This window comes from Pseudarthrobacter equi, from assembly GCF_900105535.1.
GTDB classification, from domain to species: Bacteria; Actinomycetota; Actinomycetes; order Actinomycetales; family Micrococcaceae; genus Arthrobacter; species Arthrobacter equi.
The window spans coordinates 2,837,539-2,855,972 of the sequence record NZ_LT629779.1; the positions used below are offsets into that span (position 1 = coordinate 2,837,539).

Sequence of the window (18,434 nt, forward strand, 5' to 3'; positions counted from 1 at the left end):
AATTGCGCATATTCTGCGTCACACCGGGGGTTCCTGCCTGCGTCGCAGCGGCCCTTCGTCACACAACCAGTATGACGGCGAAATACAACTGTCGTGCCCAACCCACGGCTACGCATCGGCTTGCCCCGACGGTTAGAGTGGCTGATGACGACTATGCCTGCAGGACAACAACCTTGTAACTCCGTGCAGACGTAGGAGCTCTAGGAACCCTGCCCGGCACACATGACCGGGCTGATGTAACCGATACGTCGCACACGGCGTACGTTTGCCGGGCAGTCACCCTGCCTGGCCTGAGTGCGCCGATCTATGCGCGCAAAGAGAGGTTGGACGTGGCTGCAGGAGAAGATACCTCCCATATCCTCAGCGGGTTGACTGACCAGCTGCCTGATCGTGATCCGGAAGAGACTGCGGAGTGGGTTGAGTCCCTGGATGCGCTGATCCGGGAACAGGGTACCGAGCGTGCCCAGTACATTATGCGGAGCCTGCTGCAGCGTGCGGGCGCGCAGAGTGTCGGGGTGCCGATGGTGACCACCACCGATTACGTGAACACGATCCCCGTGGACCAGGAAGCACCGTTCCCGGGCAACGAAGAATACGAGCGCCGGTACCGGGCGTACATGCGGTGGAACGCCGCGGTCATGGTGCACCGGGCGCAGCGGCCCGAGATCGGGGTGGGCGGGCATATCTCCACCTACGCCGGTGCCGCGACCCTGTACGAGGTCGGCTTCAACCACTTCTTCCGCGGCAAGGACGCCCCCGGCGGCGGGGACCAGGTCTTCTTCCAGGGCCACGCCTCCCCCGGCATGTACGCCCGCGCGTTCATGGAAGGCCGCCTCACGGAGGAGGACCTGGACGGGTTCCGGCAGGAAAAGTCCCGGCAGGGCCACGCCCTGTCCTCCTACCCGCACCCGCGCCTGATGCCGGACTTCTGGGAATTCCCCACCGTGTCCATGGGCATCGGCCCGATGAACGCGATCTACCAGGCCCAGTCCAACCGATACCTGCACAACCGCGGCCTGAAAGACACCTCCGACCAGCAGGTCTGGGCGTTCCTGGGCGACGGCGAAATGGACGAGCCCGAGTCCCGCGGCCTGCTCCAGCTCGCCGCGAACGAGAACCTGGACAACCTGAACTTCGTGATCAACTGCAACCTCCAGCGCCTCGACGGGCCGGTCCGGGGCAACGGGAAGATCATGCAGGAACTCGAAGCGTTCTTCCGCGGCGCGGGCTGGAACGTGATCAAGGTCGTCTGGGGCCGGGAATGGGATGACCTCCTCACCCAGGACACCAACGGGTCCCTGGTGAAGATCATGAACGAAACCCCCGACGGGGACTACCAGACCTACAAGGCCGAATCCGGCGGGTTTGTCCGCGAACACTTCTTCGGCAAGGACCCCGCCACCAAAGACATGGTCGCGGACCTCACCGATGACCAGATCTGGAACCTAAAACGCGGCGGCCACGACTACCGCAAGGTCTACGCAGCCTACAAAGCCGCCACCGAATTCAAGGGCAAACCCACCGTCATCCTCGCCAAAACCGTCAAGGGCTACGGACTCGGACCGCACTTCGAGGGCCGCAACGCGACCCACCAGATGAAGAAGCTGACCCTTGATGACTTGAAGAAGTTCCGCGACCACCTGCGGATCCCGGTCACCGACGAGCAGCTCGAGCAGGACACGTACCGCCCGCCGTACTACCACCCGGGCACGGACGCTCCGGAAATCAAGTACATGATGGAGCGCCGCGCAGCCCTCGGCGGGTCGGTGCCGGAGCGCCGCTCCAAGCACGCCGAGATCGTCCTGCCCGAGGCGAAGACCTACGAGGTAGCCAAGCGCGGATCGGGGAAGCAGCAGGCCGCCACCACCATGGCGTTCGTCAGGCTCCTGAAGGACCTGATGCGGGATAAGAACTTCGGCAAGCACATCGCCCCGATCATCCCGGATGAGGCCCGTACGTTCGGTATGGATGCGTTCTTCCCGACGGCGAAGATCTACAACCCCAAGGGCCAAAACTACCTCTCCGTGGACCGCGACCTCGTCCTGGCCTACAAGGAATCCCCCGCCGGCCAGCTCATCCACCCCGGCATCAACGAAGCCGGCGCCGTGGCAGCCTTCACCGCCGCCGGCACCGCCTACGCCACCCACGGCGTACCGCTGATCCCGGTCTACGTGTTCTACTCCATGTTCGGCTTCCAGCGCACCGGCGACGCCTTCTGGGCAGCAGCGGACCAAATGACCCGGGGCTTCATCATCGGCGCCACCGCAGGACGGACCACCCTCACCGGCGAAGGCCTCCAGCACGCCGACGGACACTCCCCCCTGCTGGCATCGACGAACCCGGCAGTGGTCACCTACGACCCCGCCTACGGCTACGAAATGGGCCACATCATCCGCGACGGCCTCGAACGCATGTACGGGCCGGACTCGGATGACCGGAACCTGATGTACTACCTCACGGTCTACAACGAGCCGATTGTCCAGCCGGCAGAACCTGCCGAGCTCGACGTCGAAGGCGTGATCAAGGGCATCTACCTGCTCGCCCCGGCAAAGATCGACGGTCCGCGGACCCAGATCCTGGCCTCCGGCGTGTCAGTGCCCTGGGCCATCGAAGCCCAGCGCATCCTGGCCGAAGACTGGTCCGTCTCCGCCGACGTCTGGTCCGTCACCTCCTGGAACGAACTCCGACGCGACGGACTCGCCGCCGAAGAAGAAGCCTTCCTCAACCCCGAACAACCCGCCCGGGTCCCGTTCGTCACCCAGCAGCTCGAAGGCGCCACCGGCCCCGTCGTCGCCGTCTCCGACTACATGAAAGCCGTCCCCGACCAGATCCGCCAATTCGTCCCCAACGAATACGCCACCCTCGGCGCCGACGGCTTCGGCTTCTCCGACACCCGCGCAGCAGCCCGCCGCTTCTTCAAAAACGACACCCACTCCATCGTGGTGCGTGCCCTGGAGATGCTGGCACGCCGCGGCGAAGTGGATGCCGGCGCCCCGGTCAAGGCGATCGAGAAGTACAAGCTGCTCAACGTCAATGCCGGCACCACCGGCAACACCGGAGGCGAGGCCTGACCATTCCCTAGGGAATTCGACCCGGTTTTGCAGACTTCGGCGGTGCTGAAGTCCGCATAACTGACCACGAACTCCTTCCGGCAGCAGCAACGACGGCGGCCCCCGCACCTGGCGCGGGGGCCGCCGTCGTCCGTTTCCGGGCACTGGCCGCTGTGACGCAGGGCAAAGCGTGTTGTAGCCTTCGCACAAATGGAGCTTGCCGGTTGCTGGCCGTATGCTCGGAGGATGCCAGCACCATCCACGCAGCCTGCGAAGCGTAAACCGCCCCAGCCGAAGGTCACTCCGGAGAAGTCCGAGACCCTGAAGAAGCTGCGGGCCAACGTGGGCCAGCTCTCCACCACCACCATGCGGCAACTGGAACAGTCGCTGCCCTGGTACAGCCGGCTGAGCGCCGATGAAAGGTCGGCGCTGGGCATGGTGGCCCAGAACGGCATCGCGGCGTTCGTCACCTGGTATGAGCGTCCCAGCTCCCCCTCCTGGATCCTGACTGACGTTTTCGGCACCGCTCCCACCGAGCTGACGCGATCCATCAGCCTGCAAAAGGCGCTGCAGCTCATCCGCATCGTCGTGGAAGTGGTCGAAGACCAGGTGCCGGTGATCGCGCCCGAGGCGGACCAGCCTTCGCTGCGGGAGGCGGTGCTGCGGTATTCGCGGGAAGTGGCTTTCGCCGCAGCCGATGTCTATGCCCGCGCAGCCGAATCCCGGGGTTCCTGGGACACGCGGCTTGAAGCGCTCATTGTTGATGCCATCCTGCGGGGTGAAAACACGGATGCGCTGCGCTCCCGGATCGCAGCGCTCGGCTGGAAGGCGCAGGAGCGTTTCACCGTGATGGTAGGCAATTCCCCGTCCGAGCCCAGCGCCAGCTACGTCAGTGAACTGCGGCGGATGGCGGGCCGGTATGCCGAAGATGCGCTGGTGGGAATCCAGGGCGACCGGCTGATCCTCATCCTCGGCGGCGTCCAGGACCGCGAAACCGCTTATGTGAAGCTCAGCGAAATGTTCGCCCCGGGGCCAGTGGTGTACGGTCCGGAAGCCAGTTCGCTGCTGGAGGCCAGCGGCTCGGCGCAGTCAGCCTTTGCAGGCCTGACGGCGGCACGCGCCTGGCCCTCGGCGCCGCGTCCCGTGGCCGCTGACGACCTCCTTCCCGAGCGCGTCATCTCGGGTGACGATGCGGCCCGCCGCTCCCTCGTCAAAAACATCTACCGGCCCCTTCTGGCCGCTTCAAACGGCCTGGTGGAGACGCTGGGCACGTACCTTGAACTGGGTCATTCGCTGGAGGCCACAGCACGGGAACTTTTCGTCCACGCCAACACGGTGCGGTACCGGCTGAAGCGGGTTTGCGACGTCACCGGGTGGGATCCGCTCCTGCCGCGCGAAGCATTCGTCCTGCAGGCGGCCCTCGTTGTGGGGCGCCTTTCCGGCCCGCCCAAGTCCGCCACGGAGCGGCAACCGTCCCGGAATCAGACCTGAGGCGTTGTAGACTTCCTACAACCTGACCCCGTGAGGTTGGTGCGGACAAACACCGCTGGACCACACAGTAATTTGGAAAGCTGGTTACGTGCTTGCAATAGTCTGCCCTGGACAGGGCTCACAGACCCCGGGTTTCCTTGCCCCCTGGCTGGAACTGCCCCAGGTGGCAGGCCAGCTGGCCGCCCTCAGCGAGATCGCCGGGATCGACCTGGCGGCCCACGGGACCACCTCGGACGAGGAAACCATCAAGGACACTGCCGTTGCGCAGCCCCTGATCGTCGCCGCCGGACTCATCGCAGCTTCCTCGCTTTTCGACGTTGAACTCAGCTCCCTGCCGGTGGTCCTCGCAGGCCACTCCGTCGGCGAAATCACCGCCTCGGTCCTGGCCGGCGTCCTCACCCAGGACGAAGCCATGACGTTCGTCCGCGAACGCGCGAACAGCATGGCGGCCGCCGCAGCCGTTACTCCCACCGGCATGAGCGCCGTTGTTGGTGGCGATCCCGCGGAAGTCCTGGCAGCCATTGAGGCTGCCGGCGCCACGCCCGCCAACGTCAACGGGGCCGGCCAGACCGTAGCCGCCGGCACCTTCGAACAGCTCAAGGCCCTGGCGGATAACCCGCCGGCCAAGGCGCGGGTCATCCCGCTCAAGGTTGCCGGTGCCTTCCACACGAGGCACATGTCCCCCGCCGTCAGCGCCCTGCAGGCCATTGCGCCGCAGCTGAAGCCGCAGGCGCCGACCGTGCCGCTGCTGTCCAACTACGACGGCGGCGAAGTCACCGACGGTACTGCCGCCGTCGAAAGCCTGATCGCCCAGGTGTCACGGCCGGTGCGCTGGGACCTCTGCATGGAATCCCTGGTCAAGCGAGGCGTCACCGGAGTCATCGAACTGGCCCCGGCAGGCACCCTGGCCGGGCTGGCCAAGCGCGGCATGCCCGGCGTCAAGACCGTCGCGGTCAAGACTCCCGATGACCTCTCCGCCGCGCTGGCACTCTTCGCTGAACTGGAGGGCGGCGCATGAGCGTTCCCACCCTGAAGCAGGCTCCCCTGCAGGAGCACACCCGCATCCTGGGTCTGGGCGCCTACCGCCCCGATGTCATTGTCACCAACGACGACGTCTGCCAGTGGATCGACTCGTCGGATGAGTGGATCCGCCAGCGCACGGGCATCGTGACCCGGCACCGCGCCGCAGCCGGCGTCAGCGTCATCGACATGGCCGAGGGCGCTGCCCGCGAAGCCCTGGCGAAGGCAGGCGTCGAAGCCACGGACCTCGGCGCCGTCATCGTGTCCACCGTGACGCACCCCTATGCGACCCCGTCTGCGGCCGCGAGCCTGGCTGACCGGCTCGGGGCAACGCCTGCACCCGCCTTCGACATCTCCGCAGCCTGCGCCGGGTACTGCTACGGCATCGCCCAGGCCGACGCGCTCGTCCGCTCCGGGGCCGCGAAGTACGTCCTGGTGGTCGGCGCCGAGAAGCTCTCCGATGTTATCGACAACCGCGAACGCACCATTTCCTTCCTCCTCGGCGACGGCGCCGGCGCTGTGGTGATCGGGCCGTCCGACACGCCCGGCATCGCCCCCTCCGTCTGGGGCTCGGATGGCAGCAAGTGGGATGCCATTGGCATGACCCGTTCCTTGCTTGATGTCCGGGACCTGGGCATGGCCGCCCGCCAGTCCGATTCCACCGGCGACCTTGCCCTGCTGGAAGAAGCGCAGGAGCTCTACCCCACCCTCCGGCAGGACGGCCAGACCGTTTTCCGGTGGGCTGTGTGGGAAATGGCCAAAGTCGCCCAGCAGGCGCTGGACGCTGCCGGCGTGGAGGCCGAAGACCTGGTGGCCTTCATTCCCCACCAGGCGAACATGCGCATCATCGATGAGATGGTCAAGAAGCTGAAGCTGCCCGAGACGGTTACAGTTGCACGGGACATTGCCGACGCCGGCAACACGTCCGCGGCTTCCATTCCGCTGGCAACCCACCGCCTGCTGCAGGAAAACCCGGAGCTTAGCGGCGGGCTGGCCCTGCAGATCGGCTTCGGCGCGGGCCTGGTTTTCGGCGCACAGGTTATTGTCCTTCCCTAGCATCGTCCCATCAAAGGGGCCGCATCCGCGGCCTGATCCATTTCCGGCAGCCCCTGCCGGCAATACAAGAAAAGGAGCCATCAATGGCTAGCAACGAAGAGATCCTGGCCGGCCTGGCTGAAATCGTCAACGAGGAAACCGGCCTGGCCCCCGAGGCCGTGGAGCTGGACAAGTCCTTCACCGAGGACCTGGACATCGACTCCATCTCGATGATGACCATCGTGGTCAACGCCGAAGAGAAGTTCGGCGTCCGTATTCCGGACGAAGAGGTCAAGAACCTCAAGACCGTTGGCGACGCCGTCAGCTTCATCGCCGGCGCACAGGCCTAGTTACAGCTTCCGCCGCTCCTGCGGCGTGGCCAGGGCTGCCGGTCCGGATGACCGGGCCGGCAGCCCGCCGTATTTCCAGCCACTTTTTGCTTTACCTGGCGCCGGCCTCCACACCGGCCGCGCCGGCCATCAAGATGCGGGACCCTCCGGCAGACGGAGACGGTTTCCCACCGACGAAAGAGTGATCCCATGACACGCAAAGTAGTCATCACCGGACTGGGTGCCACCACACCCATCGGCGGCGATGTACCCACAATGTGGAAGAACGCGCTCAAGGGGGTCTCCGGTGCCCGCACCCTGGAGGACGACTGGGTGGCCAAGTATGAACTTCCCGTGCACTTCGCGGCACGCTGCAGCACCCCCGCCCTCGACGTCCTTTCGCGTGTCGAGGCAAAGCGCATGGACCCCTCCACCCAGTTCGGCGTGATCGCGGCCCGCGAGGCGTGGGCCGACTCAGGCATCACCGAGATCGACCAGGACCGGCTGGCCGTGGCATTCGCCACCGGCATCGGCGGCGTCTGGACCCTGCTGGACGCCTGGGACACGCTGAAGGAAAAGGGCCCCCGCCGGGTCCTGCCAATGACCGTTCCCATGCTCATGCCCAACGGAGTTGCCGCGGCCGTCAGCCTCGACCTTGGTGCACGGGCCGGCGCCCACACCCCCGTCTCCGCCTGCGCCTCCGGCACCGAGGCCATGCACCTGGGCCTGGAACTGATCCGCTCCGGCAAGGCTGACGTAGTCATGTGCGGCGGCGCCGAGGCAGCCATCCACCCCATGCCCCTGGCCGCTTTCGCGTCCATGCAGGCCCTGTCCCGCAGGAACGACGACCCGCAGCGGGCGTCCCGTCCTTACGACATCGACCGCGACGGCTTCGTCATGGGCGAAGGCGCCGGTGCCCTGGTCCTTGAAGCAGAGGAACATGCCCTCGCCCGCGGTGCCCGCATTTACGGTGAACTGGCCGGCACATCCGTTACGGCTGACGCGTACCACATCACTGCTCCGGACCCTCAGGGCCTGGGTGCCACCCGCGCACTGAAGGCTGCCATGTTCGACGGCCGGATCCAGGCCGAGGACGTTGTGCACGTCAATGCACACGCCACGTCCACGCCCGTTGGCGACAAGCCCGAATACACCGCCCTGCGCGCCGCCCTCGGTTCCCAGCTTGAGAGTGTGGCCGTCTCCGCAACCAAGTCGCAGATGGGGCACCTGCTCGGCGCCTCAGGCGCCGTGGAGGCTGTGCTGACGGTCCTGGCCGTCTACGAGCGCAAGGCCCCGGTAACGATCAACCTGGAAAACCAGGACCCCGAGATCCCGCTCGACGTCGTGACGTCCGCACGGGACCTTCCCGCCGGCAACATCGTGGCACTCAGCAACTCGTTCGGCTTCGGTGGCCACAACGCCGTCGTTGCCGTCCGCAGCGTCTAGGACTTTCGGCCGCCGGCTTTCCGGGCCGGCACTGGCGCACAATGGAGGAGGCCCCGCCATCAGGCGGGGCCTCCTCCTTTTGCTATGGAGCCTTGCGGTACTGCAAGGGGGGAACGACGGCGGTCAGCCCACCTGGTGGAGCCAGCGCACAGGTGCGCCCTCGGCCGCGTGCCGGAACGGTTCCAGTTCCTCGTCCCACGCCTCGCCCAACGCGAGCGACAGCTCGTGGTAGACAGCGGACGGATCGCCGGCGCCCGATTCATAGGCATAACGGATCCGGTCCTCGGAGACCATGATGTTTCCGTGCACGTCCGTGACGGCATGGAATATGCCCAGTTCGGGAGTGTGGGACCAGCGGCCGCCGTCAACGCCCTGACTGGGTTCCTCAGTGACTTCATAGCGCAGGTGGGCCCACCCGCGAAGGGACGACGCCAGTTTGGACCCGGTGCCGGGAGTTCCGGCCCAGGACAGCTCGGCCCGGAACATTCCGGGCGCGGCGGGCTGAGGGGTCCACTCAAGATCCGTGCGCTTGTCCACAACGGATCCAATGGCCCACTCGACATGAGGGCACAGGGCCGTAGGGGCCGAGTGAACGAACAGCACACCGCGGGTCATTGCAACAGACATTCCATCCTCCATAGCTCTAGGTACGTCTTCCCCAACGACCTGTGCCTGGATGGAACTCCTGCGCCTTGTGCTGCGGCGGCTGTGTCCTGCCTGGTTATTCAGCTGTATCAGATTAAACAGTGTCCGGACTCGATGTGCCGCCTGAAGCCTGAGAGCTTCAAGAGGCACTTGAAAGTTGCCGGACGTGACTCTTATTGTGCCGTACCCCGCCTGGTTACGCCAGTGCGATGCGCCTCACGTCGGCTCAGGCCCTCGGGTGGGCCTGTTGGTAGCTTTTCCGCAGCCGGTCCACGGACACGTGGGTGTAGATCTGGGTGGTTGCAAGGCTGCTGTGGCCCAGGATTTCCTGGACGGCACGCAGGTCCGCGCCGCCGTCCAGAAGGTGGGTGGCCGCCGAGTGCCGCAGGGCGTGCGGACCCGAGGCGGAGGTGTCCCCCATGGCTTCGAAGAGGCCGTGGACCACGGAGCGGACTTGGCGCTGGTCCACCCGGCCGCCCCGGAGCCCGAGGAACAACGCCGGCCCGCTGGTGTCCTTTGCCATCAGCGGCCGACCCCGGCGCAGCCAGTCGTCGACAGCCAGGGCAGCCGGTACACCATAGGGAACGGTGCGCTCCTTGTTGCCCTTGCCGATCACCCGAAGTGTCCTGCGGTCCGGATCCAGGTCGTCCACGTCCAGGCCGGCCAACTCACCCACACGGACGCCTGTGGCGTAGAGCAGTTCGACGATGGCCCGGTTCCGCACTGCCATAGGATCACCATCGGCAGCGCGCGCCTCAAGATCCTTCAACAGCCGCTCGAGCTGCGACGCCTGCAGGACCCCCGGGAGCGACCGCTCACGCTTGGGTGCTTTGAGCCGGAGGGCAGGATCGGCGTCGAGGTGCTCTTCCCGCAGGGCCCAGGCGGTGAAGGCCCGGATTGTGGCGGAGCGCCGCGCCAGTGTGGCCCGGGCCGCCCCGGACTGGCTCTGGGCGCCCAGCCACCGGCGGAGGGTTCCCAGTTCGAGGTCCTGGAGCTCCGTGGCCCCCTCGGAAGCAGCGAAAGCCAGGAGGCTTTCAAGGTCGCCAAGGTATGCGCGCCGGGTGTGGGGGGATACTGCCCGTTCGCCGGAAAGGTACGCGGCAAACCCTTCCATGGCCTGCAGGAGTGTCGGGGGCAGCCCGGGGGGCCGTTCAGCATGTTCCACCCTCCTACTTTCTCAGGTGCCGCCCCCGCAATGCGGCCGGACACGGCCCACCGGCGATCCTGCAGTCCGGCAATCAGGCGATCCGGTGGCGCGACTGCTGGCCCGATGTTGGCCGGCGCCGGGTTGTTGTCAGTCAGTCGGTGGCTTTGCCCCGCTTCCAACCGCCCCGTTCCGAAACTGCCAGCCCCAGGAGTCCCAGGCGGCCCAGCCCGGCCCGGACAGAGTCCTGGCCCAGGCCGGCGACTGCCGCCAGCTTCTCCACCGATGTGGTGGAGCGAAGGGGCAGTGCGTCCAGGAGGATCAGGTCCTCAAGCGTCAGCCCGTCCTGGACCTGCGCAGCAACCTGCCGCTGGTCCGGGAGGGCAGTCCCGCTGGGTGCGGCAAGCTCGGCGACCTCGGCGGCGTCGGTCACGCAGACCGCTCCCCCATCGCGGAGGAGCCTGTGGCAGCCGGCCGAGTTGGCGCTGTGCACCGAACCGGGAACCGCGCCGACGGCGCGGCATAGGGTTTCCGCGTGGTGCGCGGTGTTGAGCGCCCCGGACCGCCACCTTGCCTCAACCACCACGGTGACGGCTGACAGCGCCGCAATCAGGCGGTTCCGCTGCAGGAACCTGTACCGGGTTGGCGCCGAACCCGGAGGCACTTCGGCGAGCACAGCTCCCCGGTTGCAGACAGCCCGGAGGAGGTCCTCGTTTCCTGAAGGGTAGAAGCGGTCCACCCCACCGGCCATGACGGCGATGGTTGGAACGGCTCCCGAGCCGCCGGCAAGTGCGGCCCGGTGGGCGTGTGCATCGATGCCATATGCCCCGCCGGAGACCACTGTCATCCCCCGCTGCGCCAGGGAGTACGCAAGATCACCGGTAACCGAGGCCCCGTAGCTTGTACTGTCACGGGACCCCACCAAGGCGATACTGCTTTCCAGGGCGGGAAGGGGCTGTTCGTGGCCCCGCCACCAGAGGCAGATGGGCTCCTGGATGCCGAGATCGGCAAGCTGTGCAGGCCAGAGCTCGTCCGAAGGGACGATCAGGCGGCCGCCGAGCCGGGCCATGGTAGCCAGGTCCCGCTCGGGTGCGAGATCCGGGATCCGCGGTTGCCACCGTTTCAGGGCCGCGGCCAAACCTGACCAGCTTGCGGACGGGCCGTTGTCCGCCAGCAGGACTGAAATTTCCTGTTCGAGCCCCGGCCCCGCGGCCACCTGGCCCGTGGCAATCCGAAGCCCATCCACTGCTCCTGCCACCTGGACCAAGGCAAGGCCTGCGGCGTCCTGCGGTTCCATCAGACGCGAGAGCGCAGCACGGGCGAGGCGTTCCGGGGTCATGGTTGTTTCAGTGGCGCCGGTCATGCCGCGGCCGCCGTTGCCTGCCGCAGGCCTAGTGCCTGCCCCACGTCGTTTACATCCGGAGCATCCCGCAGGCCAAGGTCGGCCAGCGTCCAGGCCAACCGAAGGACGCGGTCGTATCCCCGTGCCGTCAGTATTCCGCGTTCCAGCGAGTGATCCAGAATCCGGGTAACACCGGGAGGCAACCGCAGTTCGCCGCGGAGGACCCGGCCGGACACCTGGGAGTTCGTCTCCAGCCCGAGGGGACCAAGTCGCTGTACCTGGCGTTGGCGTGCGTCCCTGACCCGACGGGCCACTGATGCGGTGTCTTCCTCGGCGCCGGCCTGCCCGAAGTCAGCCAGCGAAACCCGCTCAACCTGCAGCTGGATGTCTACCCGGTCCAGCAGGGGCCCGGACATCCTGGCAAGGTACCGGCGCCGCATCATGGGCGTGCAGGTGCAGTCCAGTCCTTTGCCTGAAGCCTTGCCGCAGGGGCATGGATTGGCTGCCAGCACCAGCTGGAACCGTGCCGGGTAGGCTGCTGTCCCGGCTGACCGGTGAATCACCAGCTCGCCGCTTTCCAGCGGCTGCCGCAGCGCATCGAGCACCCTGCGTTCATACTCGGGCGCCTCGTCGAGGAACAGCACACCGCGGTGGGCGCGGGATGCAGCCCCGGGCCGCGGCAGTCCGGAGCCGCCGCCAATAATGGCCGCGGCGGTAGCTGTGTGGTGCGGGTTCTCAAAGGGCGGCCGCCGTAGCAGCTGGACCTGTGACGAGGGCAGTCCGCAAAGGGAATGGATGGCCGTCACCTCCATGGATTCGCGGTCCGCAAGGTCCGGCAGGATCCCCGGCAGCCGCTCCGCCAGCATGGTCTTCCCGGCTCCGGGCGGCCCGGTGAGCAGCAGGTGGTGGGCGCCCGCCGCCGCCACCTCCAACGCTTTGCGGGCCTCTCCCTGCCCGGACACATCTGCCATGTCCGGGCAGGGGGCCGCTTCCCCCGACGCTCCTGCGTCGTCCTCGGCGTCGTCGGGCTCGAAGTCCAGGGCAAGCTCCTGGGGGTCGGCACCGAAATCGAGGGCGAGCCGTGCCAGGGTCCGGTATCCGCTGACGTTGGCTCCGGGCACCAGAGAGGCTTCGGCGAGGTTTGCCTGCGCCACCACAACATCGGGGTACCCGGCCTGCACAGCCGCCATGACCGCGGGGAGTATGCCGCGGACAGGCCGGAGCCTGCCGTCAAGGCCAAGTTCGGCGATGAAGACGGAACGTCCTGTGGGCCGGATGTCATTGGCTGCCCGGAGCACCGCCATGGTCACGGCGAGGTCAAAGCCGGAACCGCGCTTGGGCAATGAAGCAGGGATCAGGTTGGCGGTGATCTTGCGGCGGCTGAGGGGTATCCCTGAGTTCTTTGCCGCGGAGCGTATGCGCTCCCTGGCTTCGTTCAGCGCCGCATCCGGAAGTCCCAGAATCACGAACGCCGGAAGGCTTTGGCCAATATCGGCTTCGACCTCAACCATGTAGCCGTTCAGGCCCACGAGCGCCACCGAATAGGTGCGTCCGAGCGCCATTCAGCCCACCCCCTTGAGGTGCTCCACTACGGGGTTGCCGCCGCCGTCGTCCACCACGGCGATGACGTCCACGCGGCGCAGCGGCATCCTCAGCTCACGGTCCCTGCACCAGGCCGCGCCGAGCCGGTGCAGCCGGGCAAGCTTGTCCGGTCCCACCGCCTCGAACGGGTGGCCGTAGTCAAGGGACCGGCGCGTCTTCACCTCAGCGATGACCAGCGCGTCCCCGTCCAGCGCGACCACGTCAATTTCGCCTTCGCTGCAGCGCCAGTTGCGCTCCACTATCAGCATGCCGAGGGTCTCGAGATAGCCGACGGCGAGGTCTTCGCCATGCCGGCCGAGCAAATCTTTGGCTTTCATTTCTACCTCCGCAACCAGCCTGCGGGCGTGAGGTTGCGGAGGACAGGGAGCTCATCCCCTATGTGCATGTCGGTGGTGGTGTGGAGGGATAGTCCACGTGGAGGGCCATGCGCCGCGGACCCCGCGGCGCTATTGGAGCCGGCGTACCCTAGTTGCCCAGGTCTACGTCTTTCGGCAGTGCCAGTTCCTCGTTCCGCGGAAGTTCTTCCACGTTAACGTCCTTGAAGGTGAGGACGCGGACGCTCTTGACGAAGCGTGCAGACCGGTACACATCCCAGACCCATGCATCAGAGAGGGTCAGGTCGAAGTAGACCTCGCCATCGGCGCTGCGGGCCTGCAGGTCCACGTGGTTGGCCAGGTAGAAGCGCCGTTCGGTCTCGACTACGTAGCTGAACAGTCCGACAACGTCGCGGTATTCACGGTAGAGCTGCAGCTCCATGTCGGTTTCATAGTTTTCAAGGTCCTCGGCACTCATGCTTCCATCTTGCACCATGTCCGACAGTGCCGGAGCCGCAACGACCCGGAGCAGGCGCAGAGGAGGCCAGGAAAGGGGTCAGTCCCCGCCCGGCATCTCGCCGGCGCCCTGGAGTTCCCCGCCCAGGAGGCGCCAGCTCACCCGGTGGTAGGGAGTGGGTCCGGCGGCACGAAGCACATCGCGGTGCAGCACCGTGGCGTAGCCTTTGTTGATGTCCCAGCCAAAGTCGGGATACTCGGCGTGAAGTTCACGCATGGTCCGGTCCCGCTCAACCTTGGCGATGACGCTGGCCGCGGCCACGCTCAGGCACTGCATGTCCGCTTTGATCTTGGTGTGCACCGGAGCGTCGCATGCTGCCTCCGGCACCTCCTGGTCGAAGAGCGACAGCTGCTCTGCCGGGGAAAGCCAGTTGTGGCTTCCGTCCAGCAGCACCATGTCCGGAATGACCCCGGCGGACAGGATGTCCTGCCAGGCCCGCGTTCCGGCCAGCCGCAAGGCAGCAATGATTCCCAGGGCGTCAATCTCGTGGGCCGAGGCATGCCCCACCGCGGAGGCCACGCTCCAGCGGCGTACCAAAGGCTCCAGCCGCTCGCGCTCGGGGGCGCTGAGGAGCTTGCTGTCGCGTACCCCTGCCAGGGGCTTCTGGCGTTCAAGGTCGACGACGGCGATCCCCACGCTCACGGGACCGGCCAGTGCGCCGCGGCCCACCTCGTCTACCCCGGCAAGAAGCCGCACGCCCTGCGCCTTGAAGGTCCGCTCATGGCGCAGCGTGGGTGCTTTGCCGCGGCCCGTGACCTTTGACGATCCGGACCTTGGCTTGGCGGGCGCTTTGGCCGTCCCGGCGGCTACTGCCTGGGTCATGGTCAGGGCGCCGCGGGGACGTCGCGGAACACTTCGGGGTAGTTCCCCAGGGTGGTGATGCGGTTGAGCGGCCAGGCGATCACCGCTGCTTTGCCTTCAAGGTCGCTGAGGTCGATGAAGCCGCCATCGGACTCCATGTGGGAGCGGGAGTCGGCGGAGTGGTTCCGGTTATCGCCCATCACCCATACCTTGCCTTCCGGGACCGTGACGTCGAAGTTGCGGACCTGCGGGACTTCTGCCGGGTTGATGTAGGCCTCATCGACCGCGGTGCCGTTAATGGTCAGCTTACCGCCGGCGTCGCAGCAGACCACGTGGTCGCCCGGCAGCCCGATGACCCGTTTGACGAGGTGCTGGTCGGTGTTGTCGGGGAGCAGGCCGACAAAGGTCAAGCCGTCCTGGACCCAGGTGAACGGCCCCTTCGCCTCGGGTGCCGCCGGCGGGAGCCAGCCCTTGGTATCGCGGAAGACGACGACGTCTCCCCGGCTGAGGGCGAAGGGTTCCGGCACCAGGAGGTTAACGAAAATCCGGTCGTCAATGTCCAGGGTGTTCACCATGGACTCGGAGGGGATGAAGAACGCGCGGAACAGGAAGGTCTTGATGAGGAAGGACAGTACGACGGCGATCACCACCACTGTGGCTACTTCCTTGAGCCAGGCAAACAGCGGGCTGCCCGAGTCCTTGCCTGACGGCTTGCCCGCGGCCTTGGCAGCCGAGCGGCTGGGAGCCTGGGCGGGCTCTGCGTTGCCGTGCGCGGCTTCGGTCCCGGCGTCAGGCGCGGGATCCGGAGCCGCGGCTGGTTCGGGTGACTGCCCGGCGGGCTCGTCCGCGGCTCCATCGCGCCGCGGTTCGGGTGTCCGCGCGTGGTTCTCGGGCATCTACTGTCCGTTCTCTGGGGTTGGTGCAGCCGCAGCCGGCCTTGGTACTGGAGCAAATCTATCAAGCGGCCAGACGATCTGGACGGGCCGGCCGATGACACGGTCCAGCGGAACCATGCCGCCACCGGGGGCCCCCAGCAGGCTTCGCGAGTCGGCGGACACGGACCGGTGGTCGCCCATCAGCCAGAGCCGGCCTGCCGGGACCACTGAATTGAATTTCTGGGTGCTGGGCACGTCTCCCGGGAAGACGTAGGGTTCGTCCACGGGGTGGCCGTTGACGGTGACTTTGCCGGCCGCATCGCAGCACACCACGGAATCCCCGGGCAGTCCGATGACCCGCTTGACGTACGTGGTGTCGCTCCCTGTCAGCCCCAGCCACCGGGTGGCCGCGGCCGCGGCGTCCGCCAACGGCCCCTTGCCGCTGTTGAGCGGGGCAAACGTGCCGCGTCCGTCGAAGACCACCACGTCCCCGCGCCGGATGGGTTCGGCCGTGAAGTCGGTCCGGGACACCAGGATCCGGTCCCCGCCTTCCAGCAGGGGCTCCATCGATTCCGAAGGGATGAAGTAGATGTCCAGCCACAGCGAGCGGACCAGGCCGCTGATGACGACCGCGAGGAAAAGTGCAAGGAACGCAAAACGCCAGCCCGGTTTCCTGGGCTGGCGTTTTGTCTGGTCCATAAGTCCGTATCCTGGGCGCTGGTGCTGATGGCTCCGGCGCTGGCCGGATACGGCTGCGGCCCAGCCTTCGTAGGTCCGGAAGGACTTACTTGGCAGAGGAGAAGTCGCGCTTTTCCTTGATCTTTGCAGCCTTACCGCGCAGTGCACGCATGTAGTAAAGCTTGGCGCGGCGGACGTCGCCCTTGGTGACAACTTCAATCTTGTCGATGATCGGGGAGTGTACCGGGAAGGTACGCTCCACGCCGACGCCGAAGGACACCTTGCGGACCGTGAAGGTCTCGCGGACGCCGTCACCCTGGCGGCCCAGGACGAAGCCCTGGAAGACCTGGACGCGGGAGTTCTTGCCTTCGATGATGTTTACGTGCACCTTGAGGGTGTCGCCTGCGCGGAACGCGGGGACGTCAGTGCGCAGCGAAGCTGCATCGACGGAATCGAGAATATGCATAATTGCACTCCTGGTGAACGCCACAGGTCATTCACTTTAGGTCACGGCCGGGAAAGCCCTGCGCCGATGGCGCATTGGGAGTATCCCGCCCGAAGTTAAGTGGTCCGGCCGCCTCACTGGTTGACGAGGCCGGTTGTCAGGCTGTTGGTTGCGCTCCCCCTGTGGCAGGTGCGGACCCAGCAGACACAAGGACTAATTTTGCCACAGCGGCGCCCGTACAGCCAATCCTGCGCGGCTTCAGCCGGCGGGTTCCGTCTTGCCCGGCCGTCGGACCGGCCTGCCGTCGATGATGTCGTAGCCGAGTTCCTGCAGGGCCGAGCGGTCGGCCCTCGGAAGCTTCCCGGCGTCGAATGCCTCCAGCAGGTCCGGACGCCGCTCGGACGTCCGGCGGAACTGTTCATGCCGCCGCCACTGGGCGATCTTGCCGTGGTTTCCGCTCAGCAGGATGGCTGGCACCTCACGGTCGCGCCAGACGGCGGGCTTGGTGTATACCGGGTACTCCAGGAGGCCGTCCGAATGGGATTCCTCCACCAGGGATTCGGGATTTCCCACGACGCCGGGCAGCAGCCGCCCAACGGCCTCCACCATGGCGAGCACTGCAACTTCTCCCCCGTTGAGGACGTAGTCGCCCAGGCTTACGGGCCGCACGTCGAAGTGGTCGCCGGCCCATTCGATCACGCGTTCATCGATGCCTTCGTAGCGTCCGCAGGCGAAGGCCAGGTGCTCCTCGCCGGCCAGCTCGTGGGCCATGGCCTGCGTGAAGCGCTCCCCTGCGGGTGACGGAACGATGAGGACGGGCTTGCCCTGGTGTCCGGGCCGGGCTTCGGCGACAGCGGTAAGCGCCTGGGACCACGGCTCCGGCTTCATGACCATGCCCGCGCCGCCCCCGTAGGGAGTGTCGTCCACCGTACGGTGCCGGTCGGTGGTGAACGACCTGAGGTCGTGGACATGCAGGTCCAGGATGCCGTCCTGGCGTGCCTTGCCGATCAGGGACAGCTCCAGGGGCGCCAGGTACTCGGGAAAGATACTGACGACGTCGATGCGCATCTAGTCGGTGCCTTCCGGTTCCGCCGGTGCGGCTTCGCCGGAGTTGACTTCGAAGAGCCCGTCCGGCGGGGTGAGGAGGATGTAGCCTTCACTGACATTGACTTCGGGGACAATCTGCTCGACGAAGGGAATCAGGATCTCCTCGCCGCCCGGGGTGGTGACCATCAGCAGGTCCTGCGCCGGTGCGGTGTTGAGGGCAGTCACCTTGCCCACCACCTTGCTGCCCACCCTGGCTTCGAGGCCTACGAGCTCATGCTCGTACCAGCCGTCCTCGTCGTCCTCGTCCAGTTCCGCTGTTTCGATGAAGAGCTTGGCGCCGCGGAGCGTCTCAGCCTGGTTGCGGTCCTCGATCTCCTCGAAGGCCAGCAGCAGGATGTCCTTGTTCCAGCGGGCGCTGCTGACTGTCAGCGGCCCGGACTGCGCCGGCTCCACCACGAACTCCACGCCGGGGACGAAACGGTCCCCAGGGGCGTCGGTCATTACCTGGACCGTGACTTCCCCGCGGATGCCGTGGGGCTTGCCGATGCGGGCCACCTGGAGCTGCATATGTTCCTCTGTTCGGGTTGGTGCATATTGTGTTGGTTCGTGAAAAAACTCCGGCCCCTCCACCAGATGGTGGAGGGGCCGGAGAG

At 66.5% G+C, this 18,434-nt stretch carries 18 protein-coding genes; 6 read left to right on the plus strand and 12 right to left on the minus strand.

What is annotated here, in order from left to right; genetic code table 11:
* The first annotated feature begins 329 nt into the window (after positions 1-329).
* From aceE to BLT71_RS12825, 6 genes are all read left to right on the plus strand, one after another.
* Positions 330-3,071, plus strand: coding sequence for a pyruvate dehydrogenase (acetyl-transferring), homodimeric type (gene aceE / locus BLT71_RS12800; RefSeq protein ID WP_091720872.1), 2,742 nt, complete (start codon positions 330-332; stop codon positions 3,069-3,071).
* 225 nt (positions 3,072-3,296) lie between these two features.
* Positions 3,297-4,541 (plus strand): PucR family transcriptional regulator, encoded by a 1,245-nt coding sequence (locus BLT71_RS12805; RefSeq protein WP_091720874.1) that lies wholly within the window; start codon positions 3,297-3,299, stop codon positions 4,539-4,541.
* Between the two features lie 88 nt (positions 4,542-4,629).
* Positions 4,630-5,559: an ACP S-malonyltransferase gene (locus BLT71_RS12810; protein WP_172829969.1), complete on the plus strand. Its 930-nt coding sequence runs from the start codon at positions 4,630-4,632 to the stop codon at positions 5,557-5,559.
* Positions 5,556-6,617, plus strand: a complete 1,062-nt coding sequence (locus tag BLT71_RS12815) for a beta-ketoacyl-ACP synthase III (protein ID WP_091720880.1) — start codon at positions 5,556-5,558, stop codon at positions 6,615-6,617. Before BLT71_RS12810 ends, BLT71_RS12815 begins: the two co-directional genes overlap by 4 nt.
* Positions 6,618-6,700: 83 nt before the next feature.
* Positions 6,701-6,946: an acyl carrier protein gene (locus tag BLT71_RS12820; RefSeq protein ID WP_009359314.1), complete on the plus strand. Its 246-nt coding sequence runs from the start codon at positions 6,701-6,703 to the stop codon at positions 6,944-6,946.
* A 189-nt stretch (positions 6,947-7,135) separates the two neighbouring features.
* Complete coding sequence (locus BLT71_RS12825) at positions 7,136-8,371, plus strand: beta-ketoacyl-[acyl-carrier-protein] synthase family protein (protein WP_091720882.1); 1,236 nt, start codon at positions 7,136-7,138, stop codon at positions 8,369-8,371.
* A gap of 123 nt (positions 8,372-8,494) precedes the next feature.
* Here the strand turns inward: BLT71_RS12825 and BLT71_RS12830 are convergent, their stop codons facing one another.
* From BLT71_RS12830 to rimM, 12 genes are all read right to left on the minus strand, one after another.
* Positions 8,495-8,998, minus strand: coding sequence for a DUF3145 domain-containing protein (locus BLT71_RS12830; protein WP_015937393.1), 504 nt, complete (start codon positions 8,996-8,998; stop codon positions 8,495-8,497).
* A gap of 244 nt (positions 8,999-9,242) precedes the next feature.
* A complete protein-coding gene (locus BLT71_RS12835) occupies positions 9,243-10,130 on the minus strand; it encodes a tyrosine recombinase XerC (protein ID WP_091724000.1) in 888 nt (295 codons plus the stop codon).
* Between the two features lie 184 nt (positions 10,131-10,314).
* Positions 10,315-11,523 (minus strand): DNA-processing protein DprA, encoded by a 1,209-nt coding sequence (gene dprA, locus BLT71_RS12840; protein WP_407681218.1) that lies wholly within the window; start codon positions 11,521-11,523, stop codon positions 10,315-10,317.
* Positions 11,520-13,064, minus strand: coding sequence for a YifB family Mg chelatase-like AAA ATPase (locus tag BLT71_RS12845; protein WP_091720885.1), 1,545 nt, complete (start codon positions 13,062-13,064; stop codon positions 11,520-11,522). The genes dprA and BLT71_RS12845 overlap by 4 nt, the downstream gene beginning before the upstream one ends.
* Positions 13,065-13,421 (minus strand): YraN family protein, encoded by a 357-nt coding sequence (locus BLT71_RS12850; protein WP_091720888.1) that lies wholly within the window; start codon positions 13,419-13,421, stop codon positions 13,065-13,067.
* Positions 13,422-13,569: 148 nt separating this feature from the next.
* Positions 13,570-13,896 (minus strand): DUF2469 domain-containing protein, encoded by a 327-nt coding sequence (locus BLT71_RS12855; RefSeq protein WP_015937397.1) that lies wholly within the window; start codon positions 13,894-13,896, stop codon positions 13,570-13,572.
* 78 nt (positions 13,897-13,974) lie between these two features.
* Positions 13,975-14,757 (minus strand): ribonuclease HII, encoded by a 783-nt coding sequence (locus BLT71_RS12860; RefSeq protein WP_091720890.1) that lies wholly within the window; start codon positions 14,755-14,757, stop codon positions 13,975-13,977.
* A 2-nt stretch (positions 14,758-14,759) separates the two neighbouring features.
* On the minus strand, positions 14,760-15,632 hold the full coding sequence (gene lepB / locus BLT71_RS12865; protein WP_091720893.1) for a signal peptidase I: 873 nt from the start codon (positions 15,630-15,632) through the stop codon (positions 14,760-14,762).
* The gene (gene lepB, locus BLT71_RS12870; RefSeq protein ID WP_091720895.1) at positions 15,633-16,310 is read right to left on the minus strand and encodes a signal peptidase I; all 678 of its coding nucleotides are present in this window, start codon (positions 16,308-16,310) and stop codon (positions 15,633-15,635) included.
* An 85-nt stretch (positions 16,311-16,395) separates the two neighbouring features.
* The gene (gene rplS / locus BLT71_RS12875) at positions 16,396-16,755 is read right to left on the minus strand and encodes a 50S ribosomal protein L19 (protein ID WP_091720898.1); all 360 of its coding nucleotides are present in this window, start codon (positions 16,753-16,755) and stop codon (positions 16,396-16,398) included.
* 237 nt (positions 16,756-16,992) lie between these two features.
* The gene (gene trmD, locus BLT71_RS12880; protein WP_091720901.1) at positions 16,993-17,802 is read right to left on the minus strand and encodes a tRNA (guanosine(37)-N1)-methyltransferase TrmD; all 810 of its coding nucleotides are present in this window, start codon (positions 17,800-17,802) and stop codon (positions 16,993-16,995) included.
* The gene (gene rimM, locus BLT71_RS12885) at positions 17,803-18,348 is read right to left on the minus strand and encodes a ribosome maturation factor RimM (protein WP_091720905.1); all 546 of its coding nucleotides are present in this window, start codon (positions 18,346-18,348) and stop codon (positions 17,803-17,805) included.
* Positions 18,349-18,434 lie beyond the last annotated feature (86 nt).

What these genes read in the sequence shown, in the direction of transcription:
- BLT71_RS12805 (WP_091720874.1), top strand. Translation starts at nt 3,297, where the DNA reads ATGCCAGCACCATCCACGCAGCCTGCGAAGCGTAAACCGCCCCAGCCG.
- BLT71_RS12815 (WP_091720880.1), top strand. Translation starts at nt 5,556, where the DNA reads ATGAGCGTTCCCACCCTGAAGCAGGCTCCCCTGCAGGAGCACACCCGC.
- BLT71_RS12820 (WP_009359314.1), top strand. Translation starts at nt 6,701, where the DNA reads ATGGCTAGCAACGAAGAGATCCTGGCCGGCCTGGCTGAAATCGTCAAC.
- BLT71_RS12825 (WP_091720882.1), top strand. Translation starts at nt 7,136, where the DNA reads ATGACACGCAAAGTAGTCATCACCGGACTGGGTGCCACCACACCCATC.
- BLT71_RS12830 (WP_015937393.1), bottom strand. Translation starts at nt 8,998, where the DNA reads ATGTCTGTTGCAATGACCCGCGGTGTGCTGTTCGTTCACTCGGCCCCT.
- BLT71_RS12835 (WP_091724000.1), bottom strand. Translation starts at nt 10,130, where the DNA reads ATGGAAGGGTTTGCCGCGTACCTTTCCGGCGAACGGGCAGTATCCCCC.
- dprA (WP_407681218.1), bottom strand. Translation starts at nt 11,523, where the DNA reads ATGACCGGCGCCACTGAAACAACCATGACCCCGGAACGCCTCGCCCGT.
- BLT71_RS12845 (WP_091720885.1), bottom strand. Translation starts at nt 13,064, where the DNA reads ATGGCGCTCGGACGCACCTATTCGGTGGCGCTCGTGGGCCTGAACGGC.
- BLT71_RS12850 (WP_091720888.1), bottom strand. Translation starts at nt 13,421, where the DNA reads ATGAAAGCCAAAGATTTGCTCGGCCGGCATGGCGAAGACCTCGCCGTC.
- BLT71_RS12855 (WP_015937397.1), bottom strand. Translation starts at nt 13,896, where the DNA reads ATGAGTGCCGAGGACCTTGAAAACTATGAAACCGACATGGAGCTGCAG.
- BLT71_RS12860 (WP_091720890.1), bottom strand. Translation starts at nt 14,757, where the DNA reads ATGACCCAGGCAGTAGCCGCCGGGACGGCCAAAGCGCCCGCCAAGCCA.
- lepB (WP_091720893.1), bottom strand. Translation starts at nt 15,632, where the DNA reads ATGCCCGAGAACCACGCGCGGACACCCGAACCGCGGCGCGATGGAGCC.
- lepB (WP_091720895.1), bottom strand. Translation starts at nt 16,310, where the DNA reads ATGGACCAGACAAAACGCCAGCCCAGGAAACCGGGCTGGCGTTTTGCG.
- rplS (WP_091720898.1), bottom strand. Translation starts at nt 16,755, where the DNA reads ATGCATATTCTCGATTCCGTCGATGCAGCTTCGCTGCGCACTGACGTC.
- trmD (WP_091720901.1), bottom strand. Translation starts at nt 17,802, where the DNA reads ATGCGCATCGACGTCGTCAGTATCTTTCCCGAGTACCTGGCGCCCCTG.
- rimM (WP_091720905.1), bottom strand. Translation starts at nt 18,348, where the DNA reads ATGCAGCTCCAGGTGGCCCGCATCGGCAAGCCCCACGGCATCCGCGGG.